At 45.7% G+C, this 22,593-nt stretch carries 24 protein-coding genes and 1 pseudogene; 18 read left to right on the plus strand and 7 right to left on the minus strand.

Annotated features, from left to right (window positions below; translation table 11 throughout):
• The first annotated feature begins 42 nt into the window (after positions 1–42).
• The 9 genes from BS614_RS13150 to BS614_RS13180 all read left to right on the plus strand — a co-directional run bounded on the left by BS614_RS13150 (position 43) and on the right by BS614_RS13180 (position 8,502).
• Positions 43–1,311 (plus strand): sulfotransferase family protein, encoded by a 1,269-nt coding sequence (locus BS614_RS13150; protein WP_074094337.1) that lies wholly within the window; start codon positions 43–45, stop codon positions 1,309–1,311.
• Positions 1,308–3,239 carry an asparagine synthase-related protein gene (locus tag BS614_RS13155; protein ID WP_074094338.1) on the plus strand — a complete coding sequence of 644 codons (1,932 nt, stop codon included), beginning with the start codon at positions 1,308–1,310 and terminating at the stop codon, positions 3,237–3,239. The genes BS614_RS13150 and BS614_RS13155 overlap by 4 nt, the downstream gene beginning before the upstream one ends.
• Positions 3,240–3,304: 65 nt before the next feature.
• Positions 3,305–3,439 carry a paeninodin family lasso peptide gene (locus BS614_RS31485; RefSeq protein WP_105598020.1) on the plus strand — a complete coding sequence of 45 codons (135 nt, stop codon included), beginning with the start codon at positions 3,305–3,307 and terminating at the stop codon, positions 3,437–3,439.
• A gap of 53 nt (positions 3,440–3,492) precedes the next feature.
• Complete coding sequence (locus BS614_RS31490; protein WP_017689562.1) at positions 3,493–3,630, plus strand: paeninodin family lasso peptide; 138 nt, start codon at positions 3,493–3,495, stop codon at positions 3,628–3,630.
• Between the two features lie 138 nt (positions 3,631–3,768).
• Complete coding sequence (locus BS614_RS13160) at positions 3,769–4,716, plus strand: phosphoenolpyruvate carboxykinase (ATP) (protein ID WP_074094339.1); 948 nt, start codon at positions 3,769–3,771, stop codon at positions 4,714–4,716.
• The gene (locus BS614_RS13165) at positions 4,713–5,012 is read left to right on the plus strand and encodes a lasso peptide biosynthesis PqqD family chaperone (RefSeq protein WP_017689560.1); all 300 of its coding nucleotides are present in this window, start codon (positions 4,713–4,715) and stop codon (positions 5,010–5,012) included. Before BS614_RS13160 ends, BS614_RS13165 begins: the two co-directional genes overlap by 4 nt.
• 4 nt (positions 5,013–5,016) lie before the next feature.
• Complete coding sequence (locus BS614_RS13170) at positions 5,017–5,499, plus strand: lasso peptide biosynthesis B2 protein (RefSeq protein WP_074094340.1); 483 nt, start codon at positions 5,017–5,019, stop codon at positions 5,497–5,499.
• A 52-nt stretch (positions 5,500–5,551) separates the two neighbouring features.
• Positions 5,552–6,685 (plus strand): nucleotidyltransferase domain-containing protein, encoded by a 1,134-nt coding sequence (locus tag BS614_RS13175; protein WP_244898332.1) that lies wholly within the window; start codon positions 5,552–5,554, stop codon positions 6,683–6,685.
• Positions 6,685–8,502: an ABC transporter ATP-binding protein gene (locus tag BS614_RS13180; RefSeq protein WP_167544446.1), complete on the plus strand. Its 1,818-nt coding sequence runs from the start codon at positions 6,685–6,687 to the stop codon at positions 8,500–8,502. The genes BS614_RS13175 and BS614_RS13180 overlap by 1 nt, the downstream gene beginning before the upstream one ends.
• A 160-nt stretch (positions 8,503–8,662) precedes the next feature.
• Here BS614_RS13180 and cysC read toward each other — a convergent pair whose 3' ends face one another.
• Positions 8,663–9,301 carry an adenylyl-sulfate kinase gene (gene cysC, locus BS614_RS13185; protein WP_017689556.1) on the minus strand — a complete coding sequence of 213 codons (639 nt, stop codon included), beginning with the start codon at positions 9,299–9,301 and terminating at the stop codon, positions 8,663–8,665.
• Positions 9,302–9,508: 207 nt separating this feature from the next.
• Here cysC and BS614_RS13190 point away from each other — a divergent pair, with 207 nt between their 5' ends.
• Both BS614_RS13190 and pdaA read left to right on the plus strand, forming a co-directional pair.
• Positions 9,509–9,919 (plus strand): hypothetical protein, encoded by a 411-nt coding sequence (locus BS614_RS13190; protein WP_074094343.1) that lies wholly within the window; start codon positions 9,509–9,511, stop codon positions 9,917–9,919.
• A 96-nt stretch (positions 9,920–10,015) separates the two neighbouring features.
• On the plus strand, positions 10,016–10,795 hold the full coding sequence (pdaA, locus tag BS614_RS13195) for a delta-lactam-biosynthetic de-N-acetylase (protein WP_074094344.1): 780 nt from the start codon (positions 10,016–10,018) through the stop codon (positions 10,793–10,795).
• A 193-nt stretch (positions 10,796–10,988) separates the two neighbouring features.
• On the opposite strand, the gene BS614_RS13200 is transcribed toward pdaA, so the two are convergent.
• Positions 10,989–11,837 (minus strand): DegV family protein, encoded by an 849-nt coding sequence (locus BS614_RS13200; protein WP_074094345.1) that lies wholly within the window; start codon positions 11,835–11,837, stop codon positions 10,989–10,991.
• A 106-nt stretch (positions 11,838–11,943) separates the two neighbouring features.
• Entirely contained in the window at positions 11,944–12,414 is a 471-nt protein-coding gene (locus tag BS614_RS13205; RefSeq protein ID WP_074094346.1) for a hypothetical protein, read from the minus strand.
• Between the two features lie 287 nt (positions 12,415–12,701).
• Between BS614_RS13205 and BS614_RS13210 the strand changes: the two genes are divergently transcribed.
• Positions 12,702–13,088, plus strand: a complete 387-nt coding sequence (locus BS614_RS13210) for a DUF423 domain-containing protein (RefSeq protein WP_017689551.1) — start codon at positions 12,702–12,704, stop codon at positions 13,086–13,088.
• 124 nt (positions 13,089–13,212) lie between these two features.
• Here BS614_RS13210 and BS614_RS13215 read toward each other — a convergent pair whose 3' ends face one another.
• A complete protein-coding gene (locus tag BS614_RS13215; protein ID WP_074094347.1) occupies positions 13,213–13,791 on the minus strand; it encodes a hypothetical protein in 579 nt (192 codons plus the stop codon).
• A 460-nt stretch (positions 13,792–14,251) separates the two neighbouring features.
• On the opposite strand from BS614_RS13215, the gene BS614_RS13220 reads away from it, so the two are divergent.
• From BS614_RS13220 to BS614_RS13230, 3 genes are all read left to right on the plus strand, one after another.
• The gene (locus BS614_RS13220) at positions 14,252–14,512 is read left to right on the plus strand and encodes a hypothetical protein (protein WP_074094348.1); all 261 of its coding nucleotides are present in this window, start codon (positions 14,252–14,254) and stop codon (positions 14,510–14,512) included.
• A gap of 146 nt (positions 14,513–14,658) precedes the next feature.
• Entirely contained in the window at positions 14,659–15,264 is a 606-nt protein-coding gene (locus BS614_RS13225) for a hypothetical protein (RefSeq protein WP_074094349.1), read from the plus strand.
• A gap of 214 nt (positions 15,265–15,478) precedes the next feature.
• Positions 15,479–15,781 (plus strand): YunC family protein, encoded by a 303-nt coding sequence (locus BS614_RS13230; RefSeq protein WP_017689545.1) that lies wholly within the window; start codon positions 15,479–15,481, stop codon positions 15,779–15,781.
• Between the two features lie 93 nt (positions 15,782–15,874).
• On the opposite strand, the pseudogene BS614_RS13235 reads toward BS614_RS13230, so the two are convergent.
• From BS614_RS13235 to mtnK, 3 genes and pseudogenes are all read right to left on the minus strand, one after another.
• Positions 15,875–17,428, minus strand: a pseudogene (locus BS614_RS13235) (IS1182 family transposase).
• Positions 17,429–17,644: 216 nt separating this feature from the next.
• A complete protein-coding gene (gene mtnA / locus BS614_RS13240) occupies positions 17,645–18,718 on the minus strand; it encodes an S-methyl-5-thioribose-1-phosphate isomerase (RefSeq protein WP_074094350.1) in 1,074 nt (357 codons plus the stop codon).
• 23 nt (positions 18,719–18,741) lie between these two features.
• Positions 18,742–19,959: an S-methyl-5-thioribose kinase gene (mtnK, locus tag BS614_RS13245; RefSeq protein ID WP_074094351.1), complete on the minus strand. Its 1,218-nt coding sequence runs from the start codon at positions 19,957–19,959 to the stop codon at positions 18,742–18,744.
• A gap of 296 nt (positions 19,960–20,255) precedes the next feature.
• Between mtnK and BS614_RS13250 the strand changes: the two genes are divergently transcribed.
• The 3 genes from BS614_RS13250 (at position 20,256) to sufC (ending at position 22,578) form a co-directional block, all read left to right on the plus strand.
• Positions 20,256–20,717 carry a Dps family protein gene (locus BS614_RS13250; RefSeq protein ID WP_017689542.1) on the plus strand — a complete coding sequence of 154 codons (462 nt, stop codon included), beginning with the start codon at positions 20,256–20,258 and terminating at the stop codon, positions 20,715–20,717.
• Between the two features lie 124 nt (positions 20,718–20,841).
• Entirely contained in the window at positions 20,842–21,417 is a 576-nt protein-coding gene (locus tag BS614_RS13255) for a DUF1802 family protein (RefSeq protein ID WP_074094352.1), read from the plus strand.
• Between the two features lie 378 nt (positions 21,418–21,795).
• The gene (gene sufC, locus BS614_RS13260) at positions 21,796–22,578 is read left to right on the plus strand and encodes a Fe-S cluster assembly ATPase SufC (RefSeq protein WP_017689540.1); all 783 of its coding nucleotides are present in this window, start codon (positions 21,796–21,798) and stop codon (positions 22,576–22,578) included.
• Positions 22,579–22,593 lie beyond the last annotated feature (15 nt).

Below are 22,593 nucleotides of genomic sequence, written 5' to 3' on the forward strand. Positions count from 1 at the left end.
CCAGCTACATATTTATACTAATGAACAGAGGAGAGGCTGCCATTGATCGACGCTCAAGGTAACGGACTTGTTTTCTTACTATGTGTTCCCCGCAGTGGTAGTTCCTTATCCACCGTAATGCTGCAAAATCATAGTCGTATATTTGCCACCCAGGAAATGTGGTTTCTGATGAATCTTGTCGATTTGCCCAAGGCTGATTCACGTGCTTATGGTGGCAGCTCCATCATGCGTCAGTTCTACAATGCCATGGTATCTGAGGATGTCTTCGAGAAGGCGTGCAGAAGTTTTGCTCTTGAGATCTACAATGGATTCCTGGAAGGGAGCGGAGCAGACTTCATCGTTGATAAATCTCCACGATACTATTACATGCTGGAATGGCTGGATCGTCTGTTCCCTCAGTCCAAGCGTATTCATCTCCAGCGTAATCCTCTGGCCGTAGCTGCATCATTCAAAAAGGTAAACCACCACACAGGAGAAGGATTCGACCTGATTCATAGTCTGCAGAGCCCCAAATTAAATATGAAATCCGTAGATCTCACACTTGGGATGCTCCGCTTGAATGATTATTTTGCCAAACCCCATTCCAATGCATATGAATTGCAATATGAACGATTGGTTTCCAATCCTCAGGAAGAACTTGAGAAACTATGCGCGTTTCTGGGAATTCGATATGAACAGGGAATGGAGCAGTATGGACAGTTTCTGGACAGTGCCAAGTCTGACATGTTCTACAGTATGGGCGTGGGTGATCCTTTCCTCTCTTCGCATCAAGAGGCACATCAGGGTTCTGTTAACAACTGGAAAAAAATATTAGAACCCCATGAAGTTGAACTGTATTGCCGTGTGATGGGGGCAGATCTGTTCCACCAGATGGGATACAGTGAACAGCTGGCAGAAGCCGAACAATGGACGGGTGTACATTATGATGCAAGTCCGGATCAAGAGGTCATTGACCGAATCACGCATCAGTTGACAGCAGCGACCGGTTGCCAGTGGCAACCACAATACCGAATGCAGCCGGCAGATTCTGTCGTTCATGATCCGGTTGGGAATCTTAATGACCCAGTTGTCGAAGAACAGGAAAAGACAGACCCGACGCTAGCTGCACTGGTAACGATCAGACAGCTGCAAGCCGCATTACGTGCAGCAGATCATCGTCTGGAACGGGGTTACAGTGAGCGAGAACGCTTGAAAGTCCAGCTGGCTTCTGCTCAAAGCAAAATACAGCGTATCAAATCATGGGTACCATTTGGTCATCAGATCAGCGCCTGGGCTTCACAGCGCAAGATTCTACGGGGAGGCAAGTCATGAGCGCCATAGCAGGAATTGTTCACAACGATGGTCAGCAGGCGCTATGGGAAGACAGCTGGCGTCTGTACGCAAGCCTGGGGCATGTCCCTGCGGATACAACAGGAGTGTGGAAAGGCAATGAGGCGTTCCTCAGCTGTCATGCCCAATGGATTACACCGGAATCGGTTAGCGAGAAGTTGCCTTTATATGATGAGGAAAGTGGTCTGACCATCACGGCAGATGCGATTCTGGATAACCGGGAACAACTGGCAGATCAATTACAGATATCCAGAGCTGAACTGGCTATGTTGGCGGATAGTGAATTGATCCTGCGTGCCTATCAGCGCTGGGGAGACGATGTAGCCGTCCGATTGCTGGGGGATTTTGTATTCGCGATATGGGATGAGCGGAATCGCAAACTGTATGCAGCAAGAGATATTACAGGCATGAGAGCTTTTTATTACCGACATGATGGTTCACGTTTTGCTTTCTGCACACTTATGAATCCGTTGCTCGGGCTTGAAGGGGTACATAAAGAACTTGATGAGACCTGGTTGTCTGAATTCCTTGCCATTCCTGACATGCATGATTCAGCAGATATCAATTCAACCGTATATCGGGGAATAAGCCAGCTGCCTTCTGCACATACACTTGTCTTCCGGGATGGGAGACTGGAGCTGAAGCAATATCATCGCTGGAATGAAGTCGAGCCTCTAAGGCTTAAATCCGATGGCGAGTATGTAGAAGCGTTTCGGGAGGTATTTGGGCAGGCGGTTGGATCACGCTTGCGAACGCACAGGCAGGTGGCTGCTGCATTAAGTGGTGGACTGGACTCGGGAGCCGTGGTTGGTTTTGCTTCCGGAACACTGAGAAGTCAGGGTAAACGGCTGCAGGCCTATAGTTATGTTCCGGTACCGGATTTCACAGATTATACGTCGAAAACGTTGCTCGCAGACGAACGGCCCTTCATACGTTCAACCATTAATCATGTCGGCAATATCACAGAGAACTACCTTGATTTTGAAGGCAGAAGTCCACTTAGTGAAGTAGATACCTGGCTCGACATTATGGAAATGCCCTATAAATACTTTGAAAATTCATTCTGGATTCGCGGATTCTATGAAAAAGCGAGCCAACAAGATGCAGGCATCCTGCTCACAGGCGCACGTGGTAATTTCACCATCTCCTGGGGCCCGGCTCTGGATTATTACGCCAGTCTACTGAAAAGTGGCCGCTGGTACCGCTGGTTCCGTGAGATGCAGCAGTATAGTGAACGAACAGGCATGCCCTTCTCCCGTATAGCCAAGATCACCGGGAAAAAGGCATATCCGGATTGGTTCAAGGCGCAGTCCAAAGGAGCCAGTCAGGCGGCATCTGTACAGTTGATTCATCCTGACTTTGCGCAGAGAACAGGTGTACTGGAACGACTCAAATCCATTATTGTCCTGCAGGGCGGTGCCCAGGCGGATGCTCTCAAAGTCCGTGCCGAGAAATTTAATAACCTGGCTATTGCGAACAAAAATGGTGCCGTAGCTACGAAATGTTCTCTCCGTTACCGCGCTTGGGAACGTGATCCGACAAGTGATGCCAGAGTCATCCGGTTCTGTCTGTCCGTTCCGATTGAACAATATGTGAAACACGGGACGGATCGTTCATTGATTCGCCGGGCTACTTCACCGGAGTTGCCTGACAAGGTCAGACTGAATCAACGGGTACGGGGTGTACAACCGGCGGATTGGTTACATCGCATCATTCCCAATTGGGATGCTTTTACTGCCGAGTTACGTGCTTTGTGTTCTGACAGCAAGGTCGCTGGCATATTAAACACGGAGCGTATCAAATCTGCCTTGGCGAACTTTCCGAGTCCGAGACCAGAGCTTGCTTCACATCCAGATCTGCGATTGATGATGCATAGTCTGATTGTCTATCGGTTCATTCGGAAATTCTGATATAGCCCGGTGAACTGTGGGCCCGGATTTTTCTTACATTTGACTCATGATAGGAGGTGAATACGATGCAAAGGGAAAAAAAGGAATGGCAAGAACCAGCACTGGAAATATTGGAAGTCAACCAAACAATGGCGGGCACAGGTTACAAACATATCGACTGGGTTACGGTTCACGATGCGGATCTCTACGGAACTAGTTAGAAAGCTTTACCATATGCCATCATACTTAGAAGTGCGAAAAGGAGGTGAATACGATGCAAATGGAAAAAAAGGAATGGCAAGCACCAGCTCTTGAAGTGTTGGAAGTCAATCAAACGATGGCCGGTACTGGCTACAGACAAATTGACTGGGTAACGGTTCACGATGCGGATCTGTACGATCCAACTTCCTAAGTTATTAAGTTTTATGAAGTGTCATCATACTTAAAGGGCGGAAATGCAACAAATCCAGCTTTTCGCCTCCGCCCTTATATTGAGCAACATGAATATAAGGGCTTTTTTTACATTTTATTACGAAGGAGGCGTCGTTCATTGTTGCCTGTGCATTATGTGGCGTATGGTCTGCGCTGGTCGAGCCAAATTCGAATGCCTGAACTACAGATCGCACCCAAGGATGCGGAGACTGATTTTGATGTCGTGGATGTGCACATCGAGTCTTCAGATCTGACCCCATTGTGGGAGGATTGGGATGTAGGCAACGACAACTTTGTGGCACGAGAGGGCAGTCTTTTTTTCAAAATCGAAGATACAGGTCTGTTTCTAATGGAACAAGGAAAGCGCATTGTTGTATCCCCCATACCGGGTGCAGATGAGAAAAAGGTCAGATTATTCATCCTGGGCACCTGTATGGCGGTCATTATGATGCAGCGTGGCATCCTTCCATTGCATGGCAGTGCAGTGGTTATTGATGGCTGGGCTTACGCATTTGTCGGACATTCGGGAGCAGGCAAATCGACACTGTCGGCCGCACTGGCATCACGCGGATATCCACTTCTCACCGATGATGTTGTTGCACTGACCTGGGATGCCGGGGGAAGAGCCATCGTATCACCTGGTTACCCGCAACAGAAGTTATGGCAACCCAGTCTGGACGGCTTCGGCATGAAGGAGCAGGAGTACGCAACGGTTCACGCAGAGATTACGAAGTATGCGATACCTGTTCAGCACTATTTTCATGAGATGGCTGTGCCACTAGGTGGAATATTTGAACTTGCTCCACAACCGGAGGCAAACCATACATCTGTTCAACTGGTTGAAGTGACGGGGCTGGAACGACTGCATCTGTTATGCTCGCATACGTTCCGTGGTGGGCTCGTTGCAAGACAGGGGCTGGCACAGTGGCTGTTCGAGACGGCTTCAAGACTTTCAGCAAGTGTGGAGATTGGCAGATTGGTCAGAACGGGTGCTGAGTTTACAGCATTTGAGATGGTGGATCGGATCACAGATCATATACGCAAAGGAGTGCATACAGGACAATGACAGCGACTACGCCGATGAATGTGGAAGACCGGGTAACCCGGAAGGAAGGCAATCTGGTCAGTGATATGGGCAGTGAGAAAGTTATGATGAGCATTAGTTCTGGAAAATACTATAATCTCGGGAGTACCGGTGGACGAATCTGGGACCTGATCGCAGAGGAACGCACGCTGGGTGAAGTTGTTGAGGTACTTGCAGCGGAGTATGAGATTGAGCCAGATGTATGTCGTGAGCAGGTGGTGCAATTCCTGGAACATCTGTCTCGTGAAGGTTTAATCGACGTTACTCGCGGAGTGTAGAATCATGTTGCGAAAAATAAAGGTTTATCTCTCGCTCCCGCGGTCGATGCGTCGACTGGTATGGGAGGCCTATATCCTCCTTGGCTGGGCACGCATTCAGAAGGCTATGCCATTTGCCAAAATCGCTCCAGGGCTGGGTACGCCTATGGTAGAAACACCGATGACAGGACTCGAACGCAGCGAGGTCATCACCATACGGAATATTTCCAAAGCGATTTCGCTCGCCAGTAAATATACGTTATGGGAAAGCCGCTGCCTTGTAATGGCGATTGCCGGGATGAAGATGCTTGAGCGACGCAAGATAGAGAGTACGTTATACATGGGGACTGCACGGAATAAGCAAGGACATATGATGGCTCATGCCTGGCTGCGAAGTGGTAAATTGATCGTGACCGGAGCTGATACTATGGACCAATATACGGTTGTCGGTGTGTTTGGCAAACGGTGTCCGGAGAAGGGATCTGGGGAGATTGTCTATGATACATGAAAGTGAACTCTATTCATCAGGGTTTCCGAAGGAGCTTAAGCTGATTTTGAGCATGATTAGAGGTGATCTGACGGCCCTATCCCCTGAAGAACTCAAGGCGCGTTTGCAGGGAACCGATTGGCAGCTCTTTCTGCGGCTGGTCTATCATCACCGCTTATATTCTGTCCTTTATGTGAAAATGAAAGAATTCAACTCTGCAATCATTCCTGTAGATGTTATGGAGAGTCTGAGACAACAATATACGGTCAATACGTTCCGCATGTTACATCTGACAGCTGAAATGGAGCAGGTGTGTGGAGCTTTTCGTGAACGCGGCATCCGCAATATTACACTAAAGGGGCCAGCGCTCGCCCATGATCTCTATGGCGATGTATCGATGCGAACCTCTAAAGACCTGGATATCCTGATTCCGTTTGATGATGTGAAAGCGGCTGAAGGCATTCTGGCTACCCTCGGATATGTATCCAAGGAAGGGGAGCGGGCACCTACGGTGCGCAGCTGGAAATGGCGGGAACATCATAGCTGTTACACCCATCCGGTCAAAAGGACTCAAGTGGAGATCCATTGGCGCCTGAACCCGGATTCGGGCAAAGAAACCGATTTTGAATTGCTGTGGAAACGCAGCCGGTTCAGTTCATACACACAGACACCTGTCCGTATGCTCGAACAAGAAGACCTATGGGCTTATCTCGTAACCCATGGTGCACGACACGGCTGGTTCAGACTGCGCTGGTTACTGGATATCGACCAGATGATCCGCAGCATGCCACTTGATGTGAAGAAATTAGAGAGACGTCTGAAAGCGGAGGGTCGTTTATCGATCGGTTCGCAGGCTCTTCACTTAGCCTCAGATCTGTTGAATACGCCGTTGGATGTAGAGTACAGGTCCTTGATGTCCTTGAGTGACCGTAAAGGCAAGCGATTAGCCAACGAAGGCGCAAAGTTCATGAACGACATGCTGGAAAGTCCGGCTGATATGAAGTCTTATCAATCGTATCTGTTTAAACTTCGAAGTACAAAACAGAAATGGTTTTTCTTTATTGAACGTTTATATCCAAGTACATGGGATGTGGATCAATTGCCGCTTCCACGTTCTTTGTTTTTTCTGTACTTTCTGTTACGTCCGTTTCTCTGGTTCTGGCGGCGAATTAAAAGGTATACGGTGACGGAAAGGGGTAAAGTATGATCTCGGAATTAAGGTATTTCATGCGAAAGTTGCATCATGTCACGGGGCCCATTTTATATTGGAATCTGCTAGGGATGATCTGTATCAGTCTCATGGAAGGGATCGGCATTTACATGCTTGTTCCGATGCTGAGTCTGATTGGCATATTTGAGATGGGCTCCACAGGCTTAAGCATTCCCTGGATTGGCGACGTGTTGAATCGTTTTTCTGAAAATAGCCAATTGTTACTCGTATTGTTCACCTTTGTGTTGATTGTCTCCGGACAGGCCTGGATGCAGCGTCTCCAGACGATCCGTAATACTCGAATCCAGCAGCAATTTGTACGAACGCTGCGCATGGAAACCTATGTTGCCATCATTATGGCGCAATGGTCATTTTTTCTCCAAAAACGAAAATCCGATTTTAACCATATATTAACGACTGAACTTGCACGTGTGAGCCAAGGAACGAGCATTATGCTGCAAATGGCTGCCTCTCTGATCTTTACGGGCATTCAGATCGGTCTTGCTTTCTGGTTATCCGCTAAGCTGACGGCACTTGTGCTGGTCTGTGGATTGTTATTATTTTTTGTCTTGAGAAAATTCGTCAAGCGGGCCAAGCAGATCGGAGACCAGACCTCTGAATTCTCGCAAAGTTATTATAACGGCATTACCGAGCATTTTAATGGAATCAAGGATATTAAGAGCAACATGCTTGAGCGTTCACACATGAACTGGTTTGAGCGCATGTGCAGACAGATAGAACGCAATGTCATTCAGTTTAGCCAATTGAACAGTGGAACACAGCTGATTCACCGGATGTCCGCGGCAATCATTATTGCGGCATTCATCTATCTTTCTCTCCGTGTAATGACGGTGCCTCCAGCAAGTCTGCTGCTCATCATCCTTATCTTTTCCCGCTTATGGCCAAGGTTTACGGCAATTCAGTCCAATCTGGAGTACATCAGCTCCATGCTTCCTGCGTTTCGGGTGGTCAGAGAACTGCAAGCGCAGACGGCGAAGAGTCGTGAGATTAGTGAAGAGATTGCTTCGGCAGGAGACGTTGGAACTGATGGGATTCAACCTATGGAACTGAAGGAATCTATCACGTGTGAGGATGTCTGCTATCGCTATGAGGGAAGTGATACGTACTCATTGCGAAATGTGCAAGCTTCGATTCCAGCAAGGGGTATGACCGCAATTGTAGGGAAATCCGGAGCAGGCAAGAGCACGCTGATAGATCTGATTATGGGCCTCGTAAGGCCTGAAACTGGTCGTATTCTGATTGACGGTGTGCCTCTGTCAGAAGAACGATTATTGAGCTGGCGAAGTTCCATCGGATATGTCTCCCAGGACCCATTCCTGTTTCATACGAGTATTCGTGAGAATCTGCGTCTGGTTGATCCAAATGCAAGTGAAGAACAGATGTGGCAGGCTTTGCAATTTTCCTCCTCTGCGGCTTTTGTACGGAAGCTGCCTCAGGGTCTGGATACGATCATTGGTGATCGGGGTATTCGTCTATCCGGAGGTGAACGTCAGCGATTGGTGCTTGCCCGGGCCATGCTGCGTAATCCTTCTGTATTGGTATTGGATGAAGCAACGAGTGCGCTCGACAGTGAGAATGAACAGTACATCCATGAGGCGCTGGAACGGTTAAAAGGACATGTGACCATTATCGTGATTGCACACCGATTGTCCACGATTCGGACGGCAGATCGTGTAATTGTGCTTGATGAAGGTCGGGTGATTCAAGAGGGCGGGTACCAGCAGTTATCTACTGATCCGGTAGGGACGTTCAGCAAACTTTTGAACATGCAAGCGGGTGTTGTGGGGCAGTAAGTGAGTGGACATCAGAAGACGTTCAAACGTGATGATAGAGCATGTGTATCTTATTCTCTTTATTCATTTATCGATGGTATAACCAGCAATGACATAACGTAAAGAGGCGCGCCACGATTGGTGCGCCTTTCATGTAAGTAGTTTGTATAATGAGCAAGAATTAATGAACGAGGGCTGTTTTCGTAGGGAGTGGCAGTTGAAGAGCACCAATCTGCTCCAAATGCTGTACGATCTCTTGTACTGCTTCCTCAATGGACCATTGCTCTGTATCGATGATAAATGAAGGAGATTTTGGTACATCATAGGGGGCGGAAATGCCTGTGAAATGCGGGATGTCACCGTTGCGGGCTTTTTTGTATAGACCCTTGGGATCACGCCGCTCACATTCTTGGATTGAACAGCGCACATAGATTTCAATGAAATCATCTGGTTCAAATAACTGTCTGACCATCTCCCTATCCTGTTCATGAGGAGAGATAAAAGCCGAAAGTACAAACAACCCGGCATCTACCATTAACTTCGATACTTCACCAATTCGCCGCAGATTTTCTTGACGATCCCCTGCTGTAAAACCGAGATCACGGTTCAGTCCATGACGTACATTATCCCCGTCCAGAACATAACAGCGTACGCCTTGATCGTAGAGATACTGCTCCAGGGCAAATGCAAGGGATGACTTTCCTGCACCTGATAACCCGGTAAACCATATGGCACGACTATGGTGCCCATTATGCTTCTCCCGGTCTTGCCTGTTGATGCTGGATGATTGCCAGGTTATGTTGCGCTCTTCCTTTGACATGAGTATCCCGCCTTTTCCCTACTATGATATGTATAATATTTTAACATATTTACAAGATTATAGCACCTTACAGATTTCTTCAAAATAAGCGTGAATCGACAAAATATCGGGTATAGATGTAGTACATACATAAGCATTATGCATATATCCAAGGAGTATTTTGAATCGAATGATGCAAAATGCTCACATCGCAGGAGGAACAATGTCATGAACAAAAACATACAAAACATACAAGTTGGGTTCAATTGCCCGGATTGCCAGCAGGATATCCGAGCGGAATTTATAGATGAACAGGTCAGCACGGTTCGTTGTAAAGGTTGTGACAGAGCGTATACACTTTTGAAGCCAACCATCGGTGATGAGATTCTACTGGATTGGGAGCAGGAGGCTTTGTATCACAAGCTGAGGGCAGAGCGGTCTGAACTGGATAATCACAATATGTCGGCCTTGATTATCAAAGTTATCGAGCTGCTTACATGGCGTGATCGGGGAGATGGACAGACCCGTGCCATACAGACCGTGAGGGAATGGCTTGCTTCCAGTGGCAAACCTCAGACCTTACTTGAATTGTTCCATCAATCTCCGCCACAACCTGAAAATAAACGTTTCGATCGTTAATAATTTACATACATTAGCCGTTCCTGTGGCATATTACCTGAAGGTGTTCGTGTGTGCAAACGACTAACCCAATTTTCAGGAACAGGAGCGGATAGAATGAAGCGAATGGTTCTATATATACTGTTGGGGCTGTTATCCATCAGTATGGTACCGGCACAGACTGAAGCATCACCGGTTACCGGAGCGTATCACTTTGGCTTCAAAAAAAGTCAAAACGGTCAACTGCCCTCCATTGATCAGGAAGGCTTTAAATCAATCTTACAACATAATGATGCCATTTTCCTGGGGGATACAAAACAGAAGGAGTTGTATCTCACGTTTGATAACGGGTATGAGAATGGATTCACACCTGCCATACTGGATGTTTTGCGTACCAAGAAGGTGCCGGCTGCTTTCTTTGTGACAGGTCATTATCTGAAAGATCAGCCTGAGTTGGTCAAACGTATGGCGGCTGAGGGTCATATTGTCGGTAATCATTCATGGAGTCATCCGGATATGACCCGTATCTCCAATGAAAAGCTTAGAGAGGAACTTGAGAAGGTCAAGTCGGAGGTCAATCGGCTGACGGGTCAACAAGCGACCTTTTTACGGCCACCGCGTGGAATTTTTAACAATCGTACGCTTGCAGAGAGTCATGCTCAGGGTTATGTGAATGTGTTCTGGTCTGTTGCTTATAAAGATTGGGATACCAATGTACAGCGTGGCGCACAATATGCTCATCAACAAGTGTTGAAACAACTCCATCCGGGTGCTGTCATTTTGCTTCATTCTGTATCCAAAGATAACACGGAAGCTCTGGGTTCCATCATTGATGAGGCTCGCAAGCAAGGATATGCATTCAAAAGTCTGGATGATCTGCGGACCAAAAGTTATTGATCCATTACCATAATGAGCAATGGACCAAGTGTAGGTCATTCAAAAGTTTAGCAAAATTATTAAAGGGCATCCTGAGCGATTAAGCTCGGAATGCCCTTTTTAGTTATAACGGTATGCCAGTCCAAGTATTGGATGTACCCCTACAGATTTAGAAGAAAGGATTGGGTAATACGATACGATGTAACGTGTGATACTATAAAACAGTATTATAGATGATTCCAATCGTTTTCGGGCCGCAGTGACTGCATACTACACAACCAGCAGTGGTTAGTTCAACTCGGGCACCCGTCTGTTCCTGCAAAGACTTCTGCAAGTCAAGCGCATCCTCTTCAGCCATGGTGTGCACAACAATCAGCAGGTCTGGATCGATCTGATCCTTCTGGCTGAGCGTATTATTCAGCATTTGTTCCAGAGCTTTCTCCCGTTTGCCGCGCACTTTATAGGCAGGTGCCATCTTGCCATCTGTTACCCGGATGACAGGACGAATCTTCAACAGGCTTCCAATCAGGTTCTGCATGCCCGAACAGCGTCCGCCTTTATGCAGATACTCCAGTGTATCGATAACAAACTCCGTGCGTACATTTGATTTCATCGCCTCAATGAGGTGTGTAATCTGAGTCAGGTTTTGCCCTTTATCAGCAGCATGTACAGCTTTCATCACCATCAGTGCAATTCCTGATGAGAGATTCTGTGAGTCAATGACCGATATTCGACCTTCCGGGAACTCGGAACTCGCTAGTCGTGCATTTTGATAGGTAGAGGAAAGTTCAGAAGATAAGCTGATATATAAAATCTCATCCCTTTGATCTATGTAAGGTTGAAATGCCGTTATGAAATCAGCGGGGGAAGGTGCAGCTGTTTTGGGAAGACGCCCATCTTGGCTAACACGTTCATATAGCTGTTCAGGCTTAATCTCAGCACCGTCTTTCAGTGACTCTTCACCAAACACGACATATAAGGGGATGATACCGATATCGTGCTGCTGGATCCATTCTGGAGCCAGATCACTTGTGCTGTCCGCAAAAATTTTGATTCGTGACATGTCAATCTCCTTTGAAAACAATGATTTTGGCAAAAAAATATAGATTATACTTATGTGTAAACCCATTCATTTTAATTATAAGGAAACATGACGCTGATGCAAAGCGTTACATCAGCGTCATGCCTACCAAGATAAGTCCAACGAATAACAGAATCATGATCCCATTTAATATGGTTCCGATAATGGCAAAAACTTTCTTTCGATTCTTGAGGACAAGACCAATAATTCCGACGATGCCTCCGGCCAGATTGAGAATCAGGCAGACCAGGATGGCTAAGGAAGCCAGAACCACTGCTGGATGCAAGGCGATCTCTTCTGTCTGCAACGGGGTGAGAACTCCGATGGACTCGTTTACAGCCATGGTGGCAATAAAGAATATCAGAATATAACCCAAGATTGCAACCAATCCAATGACAAAGCTGGCGATCCCAGGTCCGGAATGTTTCAGTGGTACCATTGGTTGCCTTTCATGATCTGGCGGATATGCTTCATACCCATTGTTATTGTATGAATCTGCATGGTCAGGGTCCTGATCCGTGTTGTTATACCCTGAATTATAGGAATCGCGATTATCCATAATGTTGACTTGCCTCCCTTAATCATCGTACTGAGTGTTATTAACCTAATCGATGAGTAATGATTCTCCTTTTAAAATACAACGATTACATACCTGTTTACTTTTCCATAATTATCGATAAAAATCAAGGATTTACGCCAGTTTTCTACGATATTTAGGGTAGGGATAGGTTTAGTAAGTATAAACAGACATATGATCTATGAAGCTCCACCCCGACTGGTAAAGGAGGAGTGGATTCGCTACAATAATAGGTGTGAAGTGTAGTTGAATTAAGGGAGAGAACTTACATGCAACGTAGATGGATGATGCTTGGAGCTGTAATGACCATGCTGTCGGTGGCAATTGGTGCGTTTGGTGCTCACATGCTCAAGGATACGATTGGACCGGCGGCCATAGCTACATATGAGACGGGTGTGCAATATCACATGATTCATGCATTGGCCTTGCTCATTATTGGCTTGACGGCTGGTCAACTTGGAGCATCGACAAAACTGAAGTGGGCAGCGCGTCTGTTGTTTATCGGAATTATCGTGTTCTCAGGCAGCTTGTATGTGCTTAGTATTTCTGGCATCAAGATTCTGGGTGCCATCACACCGATTGGTGGGGTAGCCTTCATTGCCGGATGGTTGTTATTGGCATTAGATGTATGGCAGCGAGGTAAGGATCGCTCCTGATCGGTCCAAACAAATCTCTGAGGGTTCAATCCTGTATGAACCATAGAACTAAAAAAGCAACTTGCGTTAGAATGTCCCGTCATTCTAACGCAAGTTGCTTTTTGTTTTAATCTGATGAAGTTAGTTACAGAAACTCATCGATTTCATTGGTTCGGAACGTATACACCTGTTTTTCATCGACATGGTAGATGCTCACAATACTGGTATCTCGATCAAAATTCAGAATACGGCAAGGAATGCTCTGATGTTTACCGTTTTTGTTATTGACAACAATACGGGTGAGTTTATTCTCTTTAATGAGCGTGTCAATCCACGCGTCAAACGAGTTTCCATCGGAAACATTGGATGTTTGGGTGGCAGGCTTTTTCTCGCTAACCGGTTTTTCTTGCTGATTCTGTGTTTTGACTGGAGCAGGTGAGGCAGGTGTCTGAGCTGCAGTGGACGCCTTCTGTGCTGCGTTGGCTTGTGATTTTTTGCGTTCGTTGTGAAGTGTGACAAAAGAGTCCTTCTTGGACTGGAGTGTCGCTTCAATAATTTTGCCTAGCTCTATGCCGGATTGAATCCGAAAGTCCGCAATTTGTTCTTCATTGTTTATGAACTCCAACAGGGACTGCAGTGCCAATGCATTTGAGCGGCTCTTAATAAGTATATCGACATTAAATAAAAAGCCGATGTCCTCTTGATTGGATAAGGTTTCTTTCATTCATCCCAGCCCCGTTAAAAAGTATGTCAGCTCAAAAAAACGCTTCAATTCACTATATCATTAAAAAGGAAATTATCATAGTGCTAGAGACGCAGAAATATGCCGAAACAAATGGGTGAATATCACAAATAAACCTTATTATTCACGTCTTTTAGAAGGTGTCCACAAGACAATCCAGAATGAGGAAAACAACATTCGTGAACTGTGGAACAGGAGGTGGATCGGGAAATTTGTTGAGCGATGCAGCCCATTATTGTTGGAGAGCACGTATTGGTATGTACGGAGCAACTACCGTACCTCATTTTGGAGTAGAGTCGCAAAGTGCTGTTACACGTAAATAATGAACCCGTATGAGACAACATTCATCTTATGCCCACTTTAATTGTTTGTACTCTGACGTTTAACAACCGTCTTCTCGTTATGATACAATGTGTTCATCACATATTAAGGAATGAAGACCATGCGTCAAGAGGACAGCGTATTTGAACAGATTATGAAGCAGAAAAGATTGAAGCCTATCAAGCCTGAAACTACAAAAGTTCAAGTTAAACCAATACATAAAAAGAAACTAGCTCAGGAGCAATTAAGTGATTTGGATGTCCAGTTTAAAAAGTCGGTAGCTGAATCAATAGACCGCAGTGTACTTCATAGACGTGTACTGGGAATTAGAAGAGAGTTAACGGAGATAAGACGATTAAAGAATGATGAGCATACGGTTTAAAGTAGGCCCAATTCAACTCACCTTGGGTGAGGGGGGCTTTTATTGGTGTTTATTCCCTGCGTTCTAATCCCTTCTATCGAATCCCATAGACCCGCTCCTTTTGGCATGGTATAATCATTCCATAATTTAGGATACGAGGTCTACATATGAAGAAGTTGGTTTTATCGTTTTTAGTTTTATTATTGTTTGTCGTTTCAACTACATATGAACCAGCAACAGCAGCTACTAAGTATGATTTTAAGAACGTAAATTGGGGTATGACAGTTAATCAGGTTAAAAAGAAAGAAAAATCTAAATTGCTAGATCAATCAAAAATAAAGGATATCTCGTTATTGGAGTACAAAACAACGGGATTCAGAGTCAACGCAAAACTAGTATACATATTCTACAAAAACAAATTAGTACGTGCAGTATACGAGATTTATCCTAATGATTTTAAGAAAACGACTATGGACAGAGTTTATAAATACTTCAGTATAAAACGTGACCTCTTTGACGAATATGATGCTTCAATTAACTTCCAAGATGGTTTAACTCCAAATGGAAAGCGAGTTCATTATGACGATGACATAGAAAAAAATCTACTCTCAGGTGCGGTTGCTTTGGAATGTAATTGGGTAATTGACAAGAAAAAAACCAGTATTAGTTTGATGTTGGCTAGGGTTACTGATGCTGTAAGGCTTAGAGTGATATACACTGATTATAATTTGAAGTATGACCTTGATGAACTTATAGACGCTCAAAAATATTAACGATTATTATGAGAGCTGCCTCATTTCTGAGGTAGCTTTTTATATTTCAACTAAAGCATATTTCTACTATTTAAATCTGCGAAAAGACTTACCAACAATATATTTGAACTGTAAGTACCTACATTTTCTCAAACACGGCAGGTGTCCACACGACAATACAGAATGAGGCATACAATTATCGTGACCTGTGGAAGAGGAGGTGGATCGGGAAATTATGGTGACGATGGAGCCCATTGTAGTTGGAGAGCATGTATTGGTAGGGGTAGAAGTCAAGCTGCCCAAAACAACGTTGTTGACCATTAACACATCCAAAGGATATATCATGTGCGGAGCACTCGACGTGGGATTACTTAATGAGAAGCTCGGGGATCGCAAAATTATTGCGGCTCGGGCGGTTGGTGTGCGTACACTGGAGCAGCTGCTGCATGCACCTATGGAGTCGGTGACAACAGAAGCCGAGGCCATGGGCATTACGGTTGGCATGACGGGTGTAGAGGCTTTGTTGAAAATGATCTAAGCACTAACAAAAGGGGCTGTCTCAAAAGCCCTTAAAAGCGTATCGGCAAAAAGAAATAACACTCATAGGTTCAAAAAAGGACAAAGCAGAGGTTTATCCTGCTTTGTCCTTTTTGCGTTTTTCCGTCATTGCGGCTTTTTTAAGCAGATTGTGGGCAAGGCAAAGCCACCCGACCTCCAGGCTTACTTTTTGCAAGCCGCGAAGCAGGAATCTTCGGAATCCCCGGTTGTTTTTGATTTGTCCAAATACACTCTCTGGCTCCGTCATGCGCTGAACAGAAAGGGTGTATCCTTCCTCGCTGCGCAGTCGTTCCCGCATCTCGTTTTTTTGCCGCATATAGGTCCAGACTGATCGCGATCTCCCGATTGCCTTTGGCTTTGGTGCATGTTGCTTTCAGAGGACATGTACTACAATCTTCGCTTCGATAATGGCGGGTACGAATCGTGTAACCACTTTCCGTGACCGTCTCGCTTTCATACCGAAAATGTAACGTATTCCCAGCCGCACAGGTCCATGCATCTTCCGTTTCGTTATAGCTCCAGTTGTCCACCTTGCCAATCGCTTGCTTCCACGCCCTGGTTTTCTCCTTGTGGTACGTCCCATATTTGACGATTGCCTGGATGTTTTGCTCTTCGAAATAGCTGTAATTCTCTTCACTTCCATATCCTGCATCCGCAATGACGGTCTTCGGTCTTTTGCCGAGCGTTTCTTCGAAATGATCGAGATGGGGCTTCAGACATTTCGTGTCTGTGGGTCGCTGGTGCACCGTGTAACCCAAAACAAACTGGTTTTCCGTTCCAATCTGCACATTGTACCCAGGCTTCAATTGACCATTTCGCATATGATCTTCTTTCATTCGTATGAACGTTGCGTCTGGATCGGTTTTGCTATAGCTATTCCGCTCCCCTGCGGTTTGGATCTGGTGCTCATACTTTTGCAGCCGCGGTAGCAAGTCTTTGCGTAACTGGCGTACGGCTTTCTTTACGATTTTGTTTTTCTTGTAAAGATTCCTCCAGTTGCTCAACGGCTTTTTCTAGCTTTTCTGCCGTGAGTGCAGACGCTTCCCCGAGCTCAGGGAGGTCTGTACCCGCATGGAGCGCATCTTCTTCACTTTCGGCCGCTTCGATGGTTTGGAACAGGGTATGTACTTTTTCTTGCAGCTTGGCCTGGTACTTGACGACAGCCTTTTTCCAGACAAAGGTGTACCGATTCGCATTCGCCTCAAGCTTGGTTCCGTCCAGAAAGTAGTGATCCATGGACACGTATTGCTCCTGAACCAGCAGTTCCAGCACATGGGTAAACACCGTTTCCAGTACCTCTTTCATCCGCTCGGAACGGAAGCGATTGATGGTCCGAAAATCCGGTTGTTGCCGCCCAGAGAGCCACATGAACATGATATTTTCCGCGAACAGTCTTGGCGATTTGCCGGGATGAATAGATGCGTTGGGTGTAGGCGTAGATGATGATTTTGGTGAGCATTTTGGGATGATAGCTATGGCGGCCTCCGCCAGGATACGCCGAGTAGAAAATGGAATCGCTCAGGCGATTGACTGCGTCATTTACAACACGAACAAGGTGATTTTCGGGGATATCTGTCTCCAAATCCATTGGCAAGAAAAGTTGATCCATGGTATATTGAATGTACAAAAGAAGCCCTCCTTAGAAATGGTTGCTCGACACTTCCATTTTACCAAGGAAAGGCTTCTTTTTGTTTTACAATTTGGAAAACAGGTCTGTCCCTAGCCATTTTTATGACTTATGAGACAGCCCCTTCTTTAGCGTCTAAGCGTTCTAATACAGAGCCGGGCACATCAGTAGCCACTAGCTCTATACACGAACTTTTTCTTGAATACTCTCATTAAATTAAACTTCTTCCTTCGCGAACAAGGCAGCAATATTTTCTTGGAAAGGTGCGCGAACAACGCCTTTTTCCGTGATAATAGCTGTTACATATTCGTTAGGCGTTACGTCAAATGCTGGATTGTATACTTTAACACCTTGCGGTGCTGTACGTTTACCAAATCCTTCGGTCACTTCCTCCGCAGCACGTTCCTCAATTGGAATGAGGTCCCCGGATGGAGTAGATAAGTCGATGGTTGACAATGGGCTAGCCACATAGAACGGAATATTATGAGCTTTGGCAAGTACAGCCACGCTGTATGTTCCGATTTTGTTAGCTACGTCTCCATTCGCTGCAACACGATCCGTTCCGACGATAACAGCTTGAATCCAGCCTTTGGACATCACCATGCCTGCCATGTTATCACATAGCAGCGTAACGTCAATGCCGGCTTGCTGTAACTCAAATGCAGTCAGGCGCGCACCCTGAAGTACAGGACGAGTTTCGTCTGCAAATACTTTCAGGTGAATGCCACGTTCCTGTGCAAGATACATTGGAGCAGTTGCCGTACCATATTTCGCAGTAGCCAGTCCACCTGCGTTACAGTGAGTAAGTACACCCATACCATCTTCGAACAAAGGCAGTGCATTCTCGCCGATCATGCGGCATACTTCTTCGTCTTCTTTCTGAATCAACAGAGCTTCTACTTCAAGAGCATCATTGCCCTCATCCAGACTCAGTCCGGATTCAACGACCTCATTTGCTTTTTGCATCATGCGATCCAGTGCCCAGAAAAGGTTCACCGCTGTAGGACGGGAAGTAGCCAGATGAGCACATATGGATTTTACGTGGTCCAACCAACCTTGAACGGTTGTTCCGTCATATGATTTGGCACCCAATACAACACCAAATGCAGCAGCAATACCAATCGCCGGAGCACCGCGTACTTTCATGGAGTGGATGGATTCCCATACTTCCTCGGGTGTATACAGTTTCAACATGAGGATCGTTTCGGGCAACAGACGCTGGTCAAGCATTTCAAGCTTGTCCTTTTTCCAGATGAGAGAGGACAGAGGCTGATATTCAGGGGTTGTCATGGGTGGTTCCTCCGTTCCTTATGTTAAGCCTTAGTAGTAGTAACAGCTGTGGATACAATATCCAGTACTTCGCCGATGGTATTTAAGCGACGATTGTTCTTGATCAATGCTTTACCAATGGACAACGCTTTACGCTGAGCATGTTCACGTTCAGTCGCATTTGGAATGGTATCTATATCCGCCACGTGAGCAAGTCCCACGATACGACGAACCATCTTGGCACCTGCGAAGCCGATCGAATCTCTAAACAATTGTTGCACATACAGATCCTGATAGCCTGCAGTTTTTGCCATCGGATCAACGAGGTCGTTAACCCAGAGGGCACGGAAACGAGATTCGAATTCAGTCCATACATCACGAACCATTTTCAGCAAAAGCGTCTCACGTTCATGCAAAGCAGTCTCATCCTGAATCCATCCTGGCAGGGATGCGTAATTCAAGAGCAGGTTCGCAAGGACTGCACCGACATCAAATCCCATGGGGCCGTAATATGCAAATTCGGGATCGATGACCTTGGTTGATTCAGGTGTAACAAAAATACTGCCTGTATGCAGATCTCCATGAAGCAGTGCCTGCCCATGTGTCAGGAATTTTTCCCGCAGCAAGGCCACTTCAAGGTGAAGTTCTCCATCTGTGCGAAGGGCTTCAGCCTCGTCCTCAATGGAAACATCATAATTATTTTTCTCGGCGATCCGGTAGGGTTCATCAAAGATCAGATCCTCCGTTATTTTGCATTGGTCCGGATTAATGAATCTGCCCTGTTGTTCCTTCTTCAATTGCTGATCCATGCCCAAGTCGGATGTGAAGAACAGCGTTCTTGCCATGAATTCCCCGATATGCTGTGCAAAAAGAGGATAGGAAACACCTTCGATCAGGCCTTTGCGCATGATCACATGATCACTCAGATCTTCCATAACCGTTAACGCAAGGTCATCATCGTAATGATACACTTCGGGTACCATCCCTGGACACAGACGATGTTCTTCCTGAAGAATCTCACGTTCAATGCGGGCACGTATCAGGGAGAGTGGCCATGATTCTCCAACCACTTTCGCATAAGGAAGCGCCTGTTTGACAATGATACTTTTATCGGAGTTCTGATCCGTGATGTGGAAAACCAAATTCAGATTGCCGTCGCCGATCTCGTGACAATCCAGATTTGCATCTGCCGCAAATGGACCCGGTAATGTTTTGGCCAGTTCAATTGCATCCTGGGGGGTAAACGGGCGATATTGGGACAAAGGTGCCACCTCCATATATATGAAGAAACAGGAAAACCCACTTCTTTGCTTGGTATATGTCAGTATATCGGAAATAACGCGGTTTTTGAACTTTTTTTTGAGACAAGTCAAGTCGATCCTGATTCGAACTTCCGGTTCAAGGGTAAAAACAAATAGGCCGGACGGTTGAGAGAAACGCCGTTAACAAGCCTCTCCACTACATGTGGTGACACATTATTAACTCTCTGTTATGCATTGCGGGGCAACCTGCTTATCATGGCATGACAGACTAATTTTAAATAAAGGATGGGATTAATATGGCTACAAAAAACAAAACAGATCAAGCAAAATCGGTGGAACAAGTACTTAATCGTCAGGTAGCTAACCTGAACGTATTGTATGTTAAAATCCATAACTATCACTGGTACGTTAAAGGACCTAACTTCTTCACGTTGCATGTGAAATTCGAAGAGTTCTACAACGAAGTTACAGTACAAATGGATGAAATCGCAGAGCGTATCCTTACGCTGAAAGGTAGCCCGGCGGCTACAATGAAAGAGTATCTGGAGCTTTCTTCTATCCAGGAAGCAGCAGGCGGAGAAGACGCAAAAACAATGGTGCAAAACCTGATCGAGGACTTCGCTACACTTTCGAATGAATATCAGGAAGGTATCGAAGTTGCAGATGCAGCTGAAGATCAACCAACATCCGATATGCTGACAGGTTTCAAGGCTGACCTGGAGAAACACATGTGGATGCTTCGCTCTTTCCTGGGTTAATATAGCCAAGATTTTGCTTAATACAGTGGGTTTCTTACGTAAGCTTTTTGATCCCTGATCATGTTGTCAGAAACGCCCTAAGCGTCTATACTGCTGACAAGAACGATTGGGGAGGGAACCGCTTATGTTAGAACCGACGATACCGGCTTTAAAAGAATGGGCTTCTGCAATCAAAGCGCTGGAAACGGGTCGCCAGATTATGGTGATGCGTAAAGGCGGGATTGTAGAGGAAACCCGACATTTTGAGCTGAAAAGTCCGGCGTTTTACCTGTATCCGACTTATGAACATCAGCGTAAAGAACTGATTAAGTCCTCGGATCAATCCTATGTTGAAGAATCACTGGCCGAATGGGTGCCCGAAGCTTCGACAATCCGTATTACTGCATATGCCGAAGTAACGCAGGATCTGGAGATACGAGATCAGGAGATGCTGGATCGACTTCTTGACTTTCATATGTGGACAGCGGATTTTGCCGAAGACCGTTTGAAATGGAAACGGAAAGATCCGCTCCATGTATTGATTTTACGTGTGTACCTTTTGAAAGAACCGATGGAAATCCCCGTACTGCCTGAATATAACGGTTGTCGTTCATGGATTTCTATTCCGAATGGTCCAGTGCCGCGCGAAATGACGCCGGTGGTGGACGTTGCGGATTTTGCCGAACAGGTACAGAAGATTAACGAGATGCTCAAATTGTAAATTTTAACGTTATTAACGGAGGGACTTGTCCATAATATGGATGAGTCCTTTTTTTAGATTAGTGTACAGCAGATGACATAAAAGCTTGAATTGCTGTGATTTTTCTCACTGTGCATTTGTGCTTAAGATGTTTTCTGATTTGATTCAATTTGTCTTTTACTATAGAATCAGAAAGAATAAGGTTTCATGCAAGGGACAAAGGTTCTTAGGAAATGACTTGATTATCATTGAGAATCAGTTTAGAATTATTCTAAAGTGTTCTTGCTTTGAAGATTCGAGTACAGGAGAAATTCAGGGGAAGCCCTGTTCAGATATAATAGGCGCTTTTTCGTTTTCGACAACTAACATCAATTTAATCAATGGAGGGAAACAATACACATGGCTACGAATTTCGTCATTGAAGGTCTGAAAGCGACGATCGAAGGTAAGGAAATCCTGAAAGGCATCAACCTGGAAATGAAAGGTGGAGAAATCCACGCAATCATGGGTCCGAACGGAACAGGTAAATCCACTCTGGCTTCTGCATTGATGGGGCACCCGAAATATGAAGTAACAGACGGTACAATTACACTTGATGGTGAAGATGTATTGGATATGGCTGTAGATGAGCGCGCACGTGCAGGTCTCTTCCTGGCTATGCAATACCCAAGTGAAATTGCAGGTGTTACGAACTCCGACTTCTTGCGTAGTGCAATTAACGCACGTCGTGGCGAAGGTAACGAGATCTCCCTGATCAAGTTCATTCGTCAAATGGAAGGTAAAATGAAAGAACTCGACATGAACCCTGAGTTCGCTCACCGTTACCTGAATGAAGGTTTCTCCGGTGGTGAGAAAAAACGTAACGAGATTCTGCAAATGATGCTGCTTGATCCAAAAATCGTAGTACTTGATGAAATTGACTCCGGTCTGGACATCGATGCTTTGAAAATCGTGGCTGACGGTGTGAACGCTATGAAGAGCGAAGATCGTGGCTTCCTGATCATCACTCACTACCAACGTCTGTTGAACTACATTACGCCTGACTATGTTCACGTAATGATGCAAGGTCGTATCGTGAAATCCGGCGGACCTGAATTGGCTCACCGTCTGGAAGCTGAAGGATATGACTGGGTAAAGGCAGAGCTGGGAATTACAGACGAAACTGTAGGCCAAGAAGCGTAAAGACAAAACGGAGGA

The organism is Paenibacillus xylanexedens (assembly GCF_001908275.1).
Classification (GTDB): Bacteria; Bacillota; Bacilli; order Paenibacillales; family Paenibacillaceae; genus Paenibacillus; species Paenibacillus xylanexedens_A.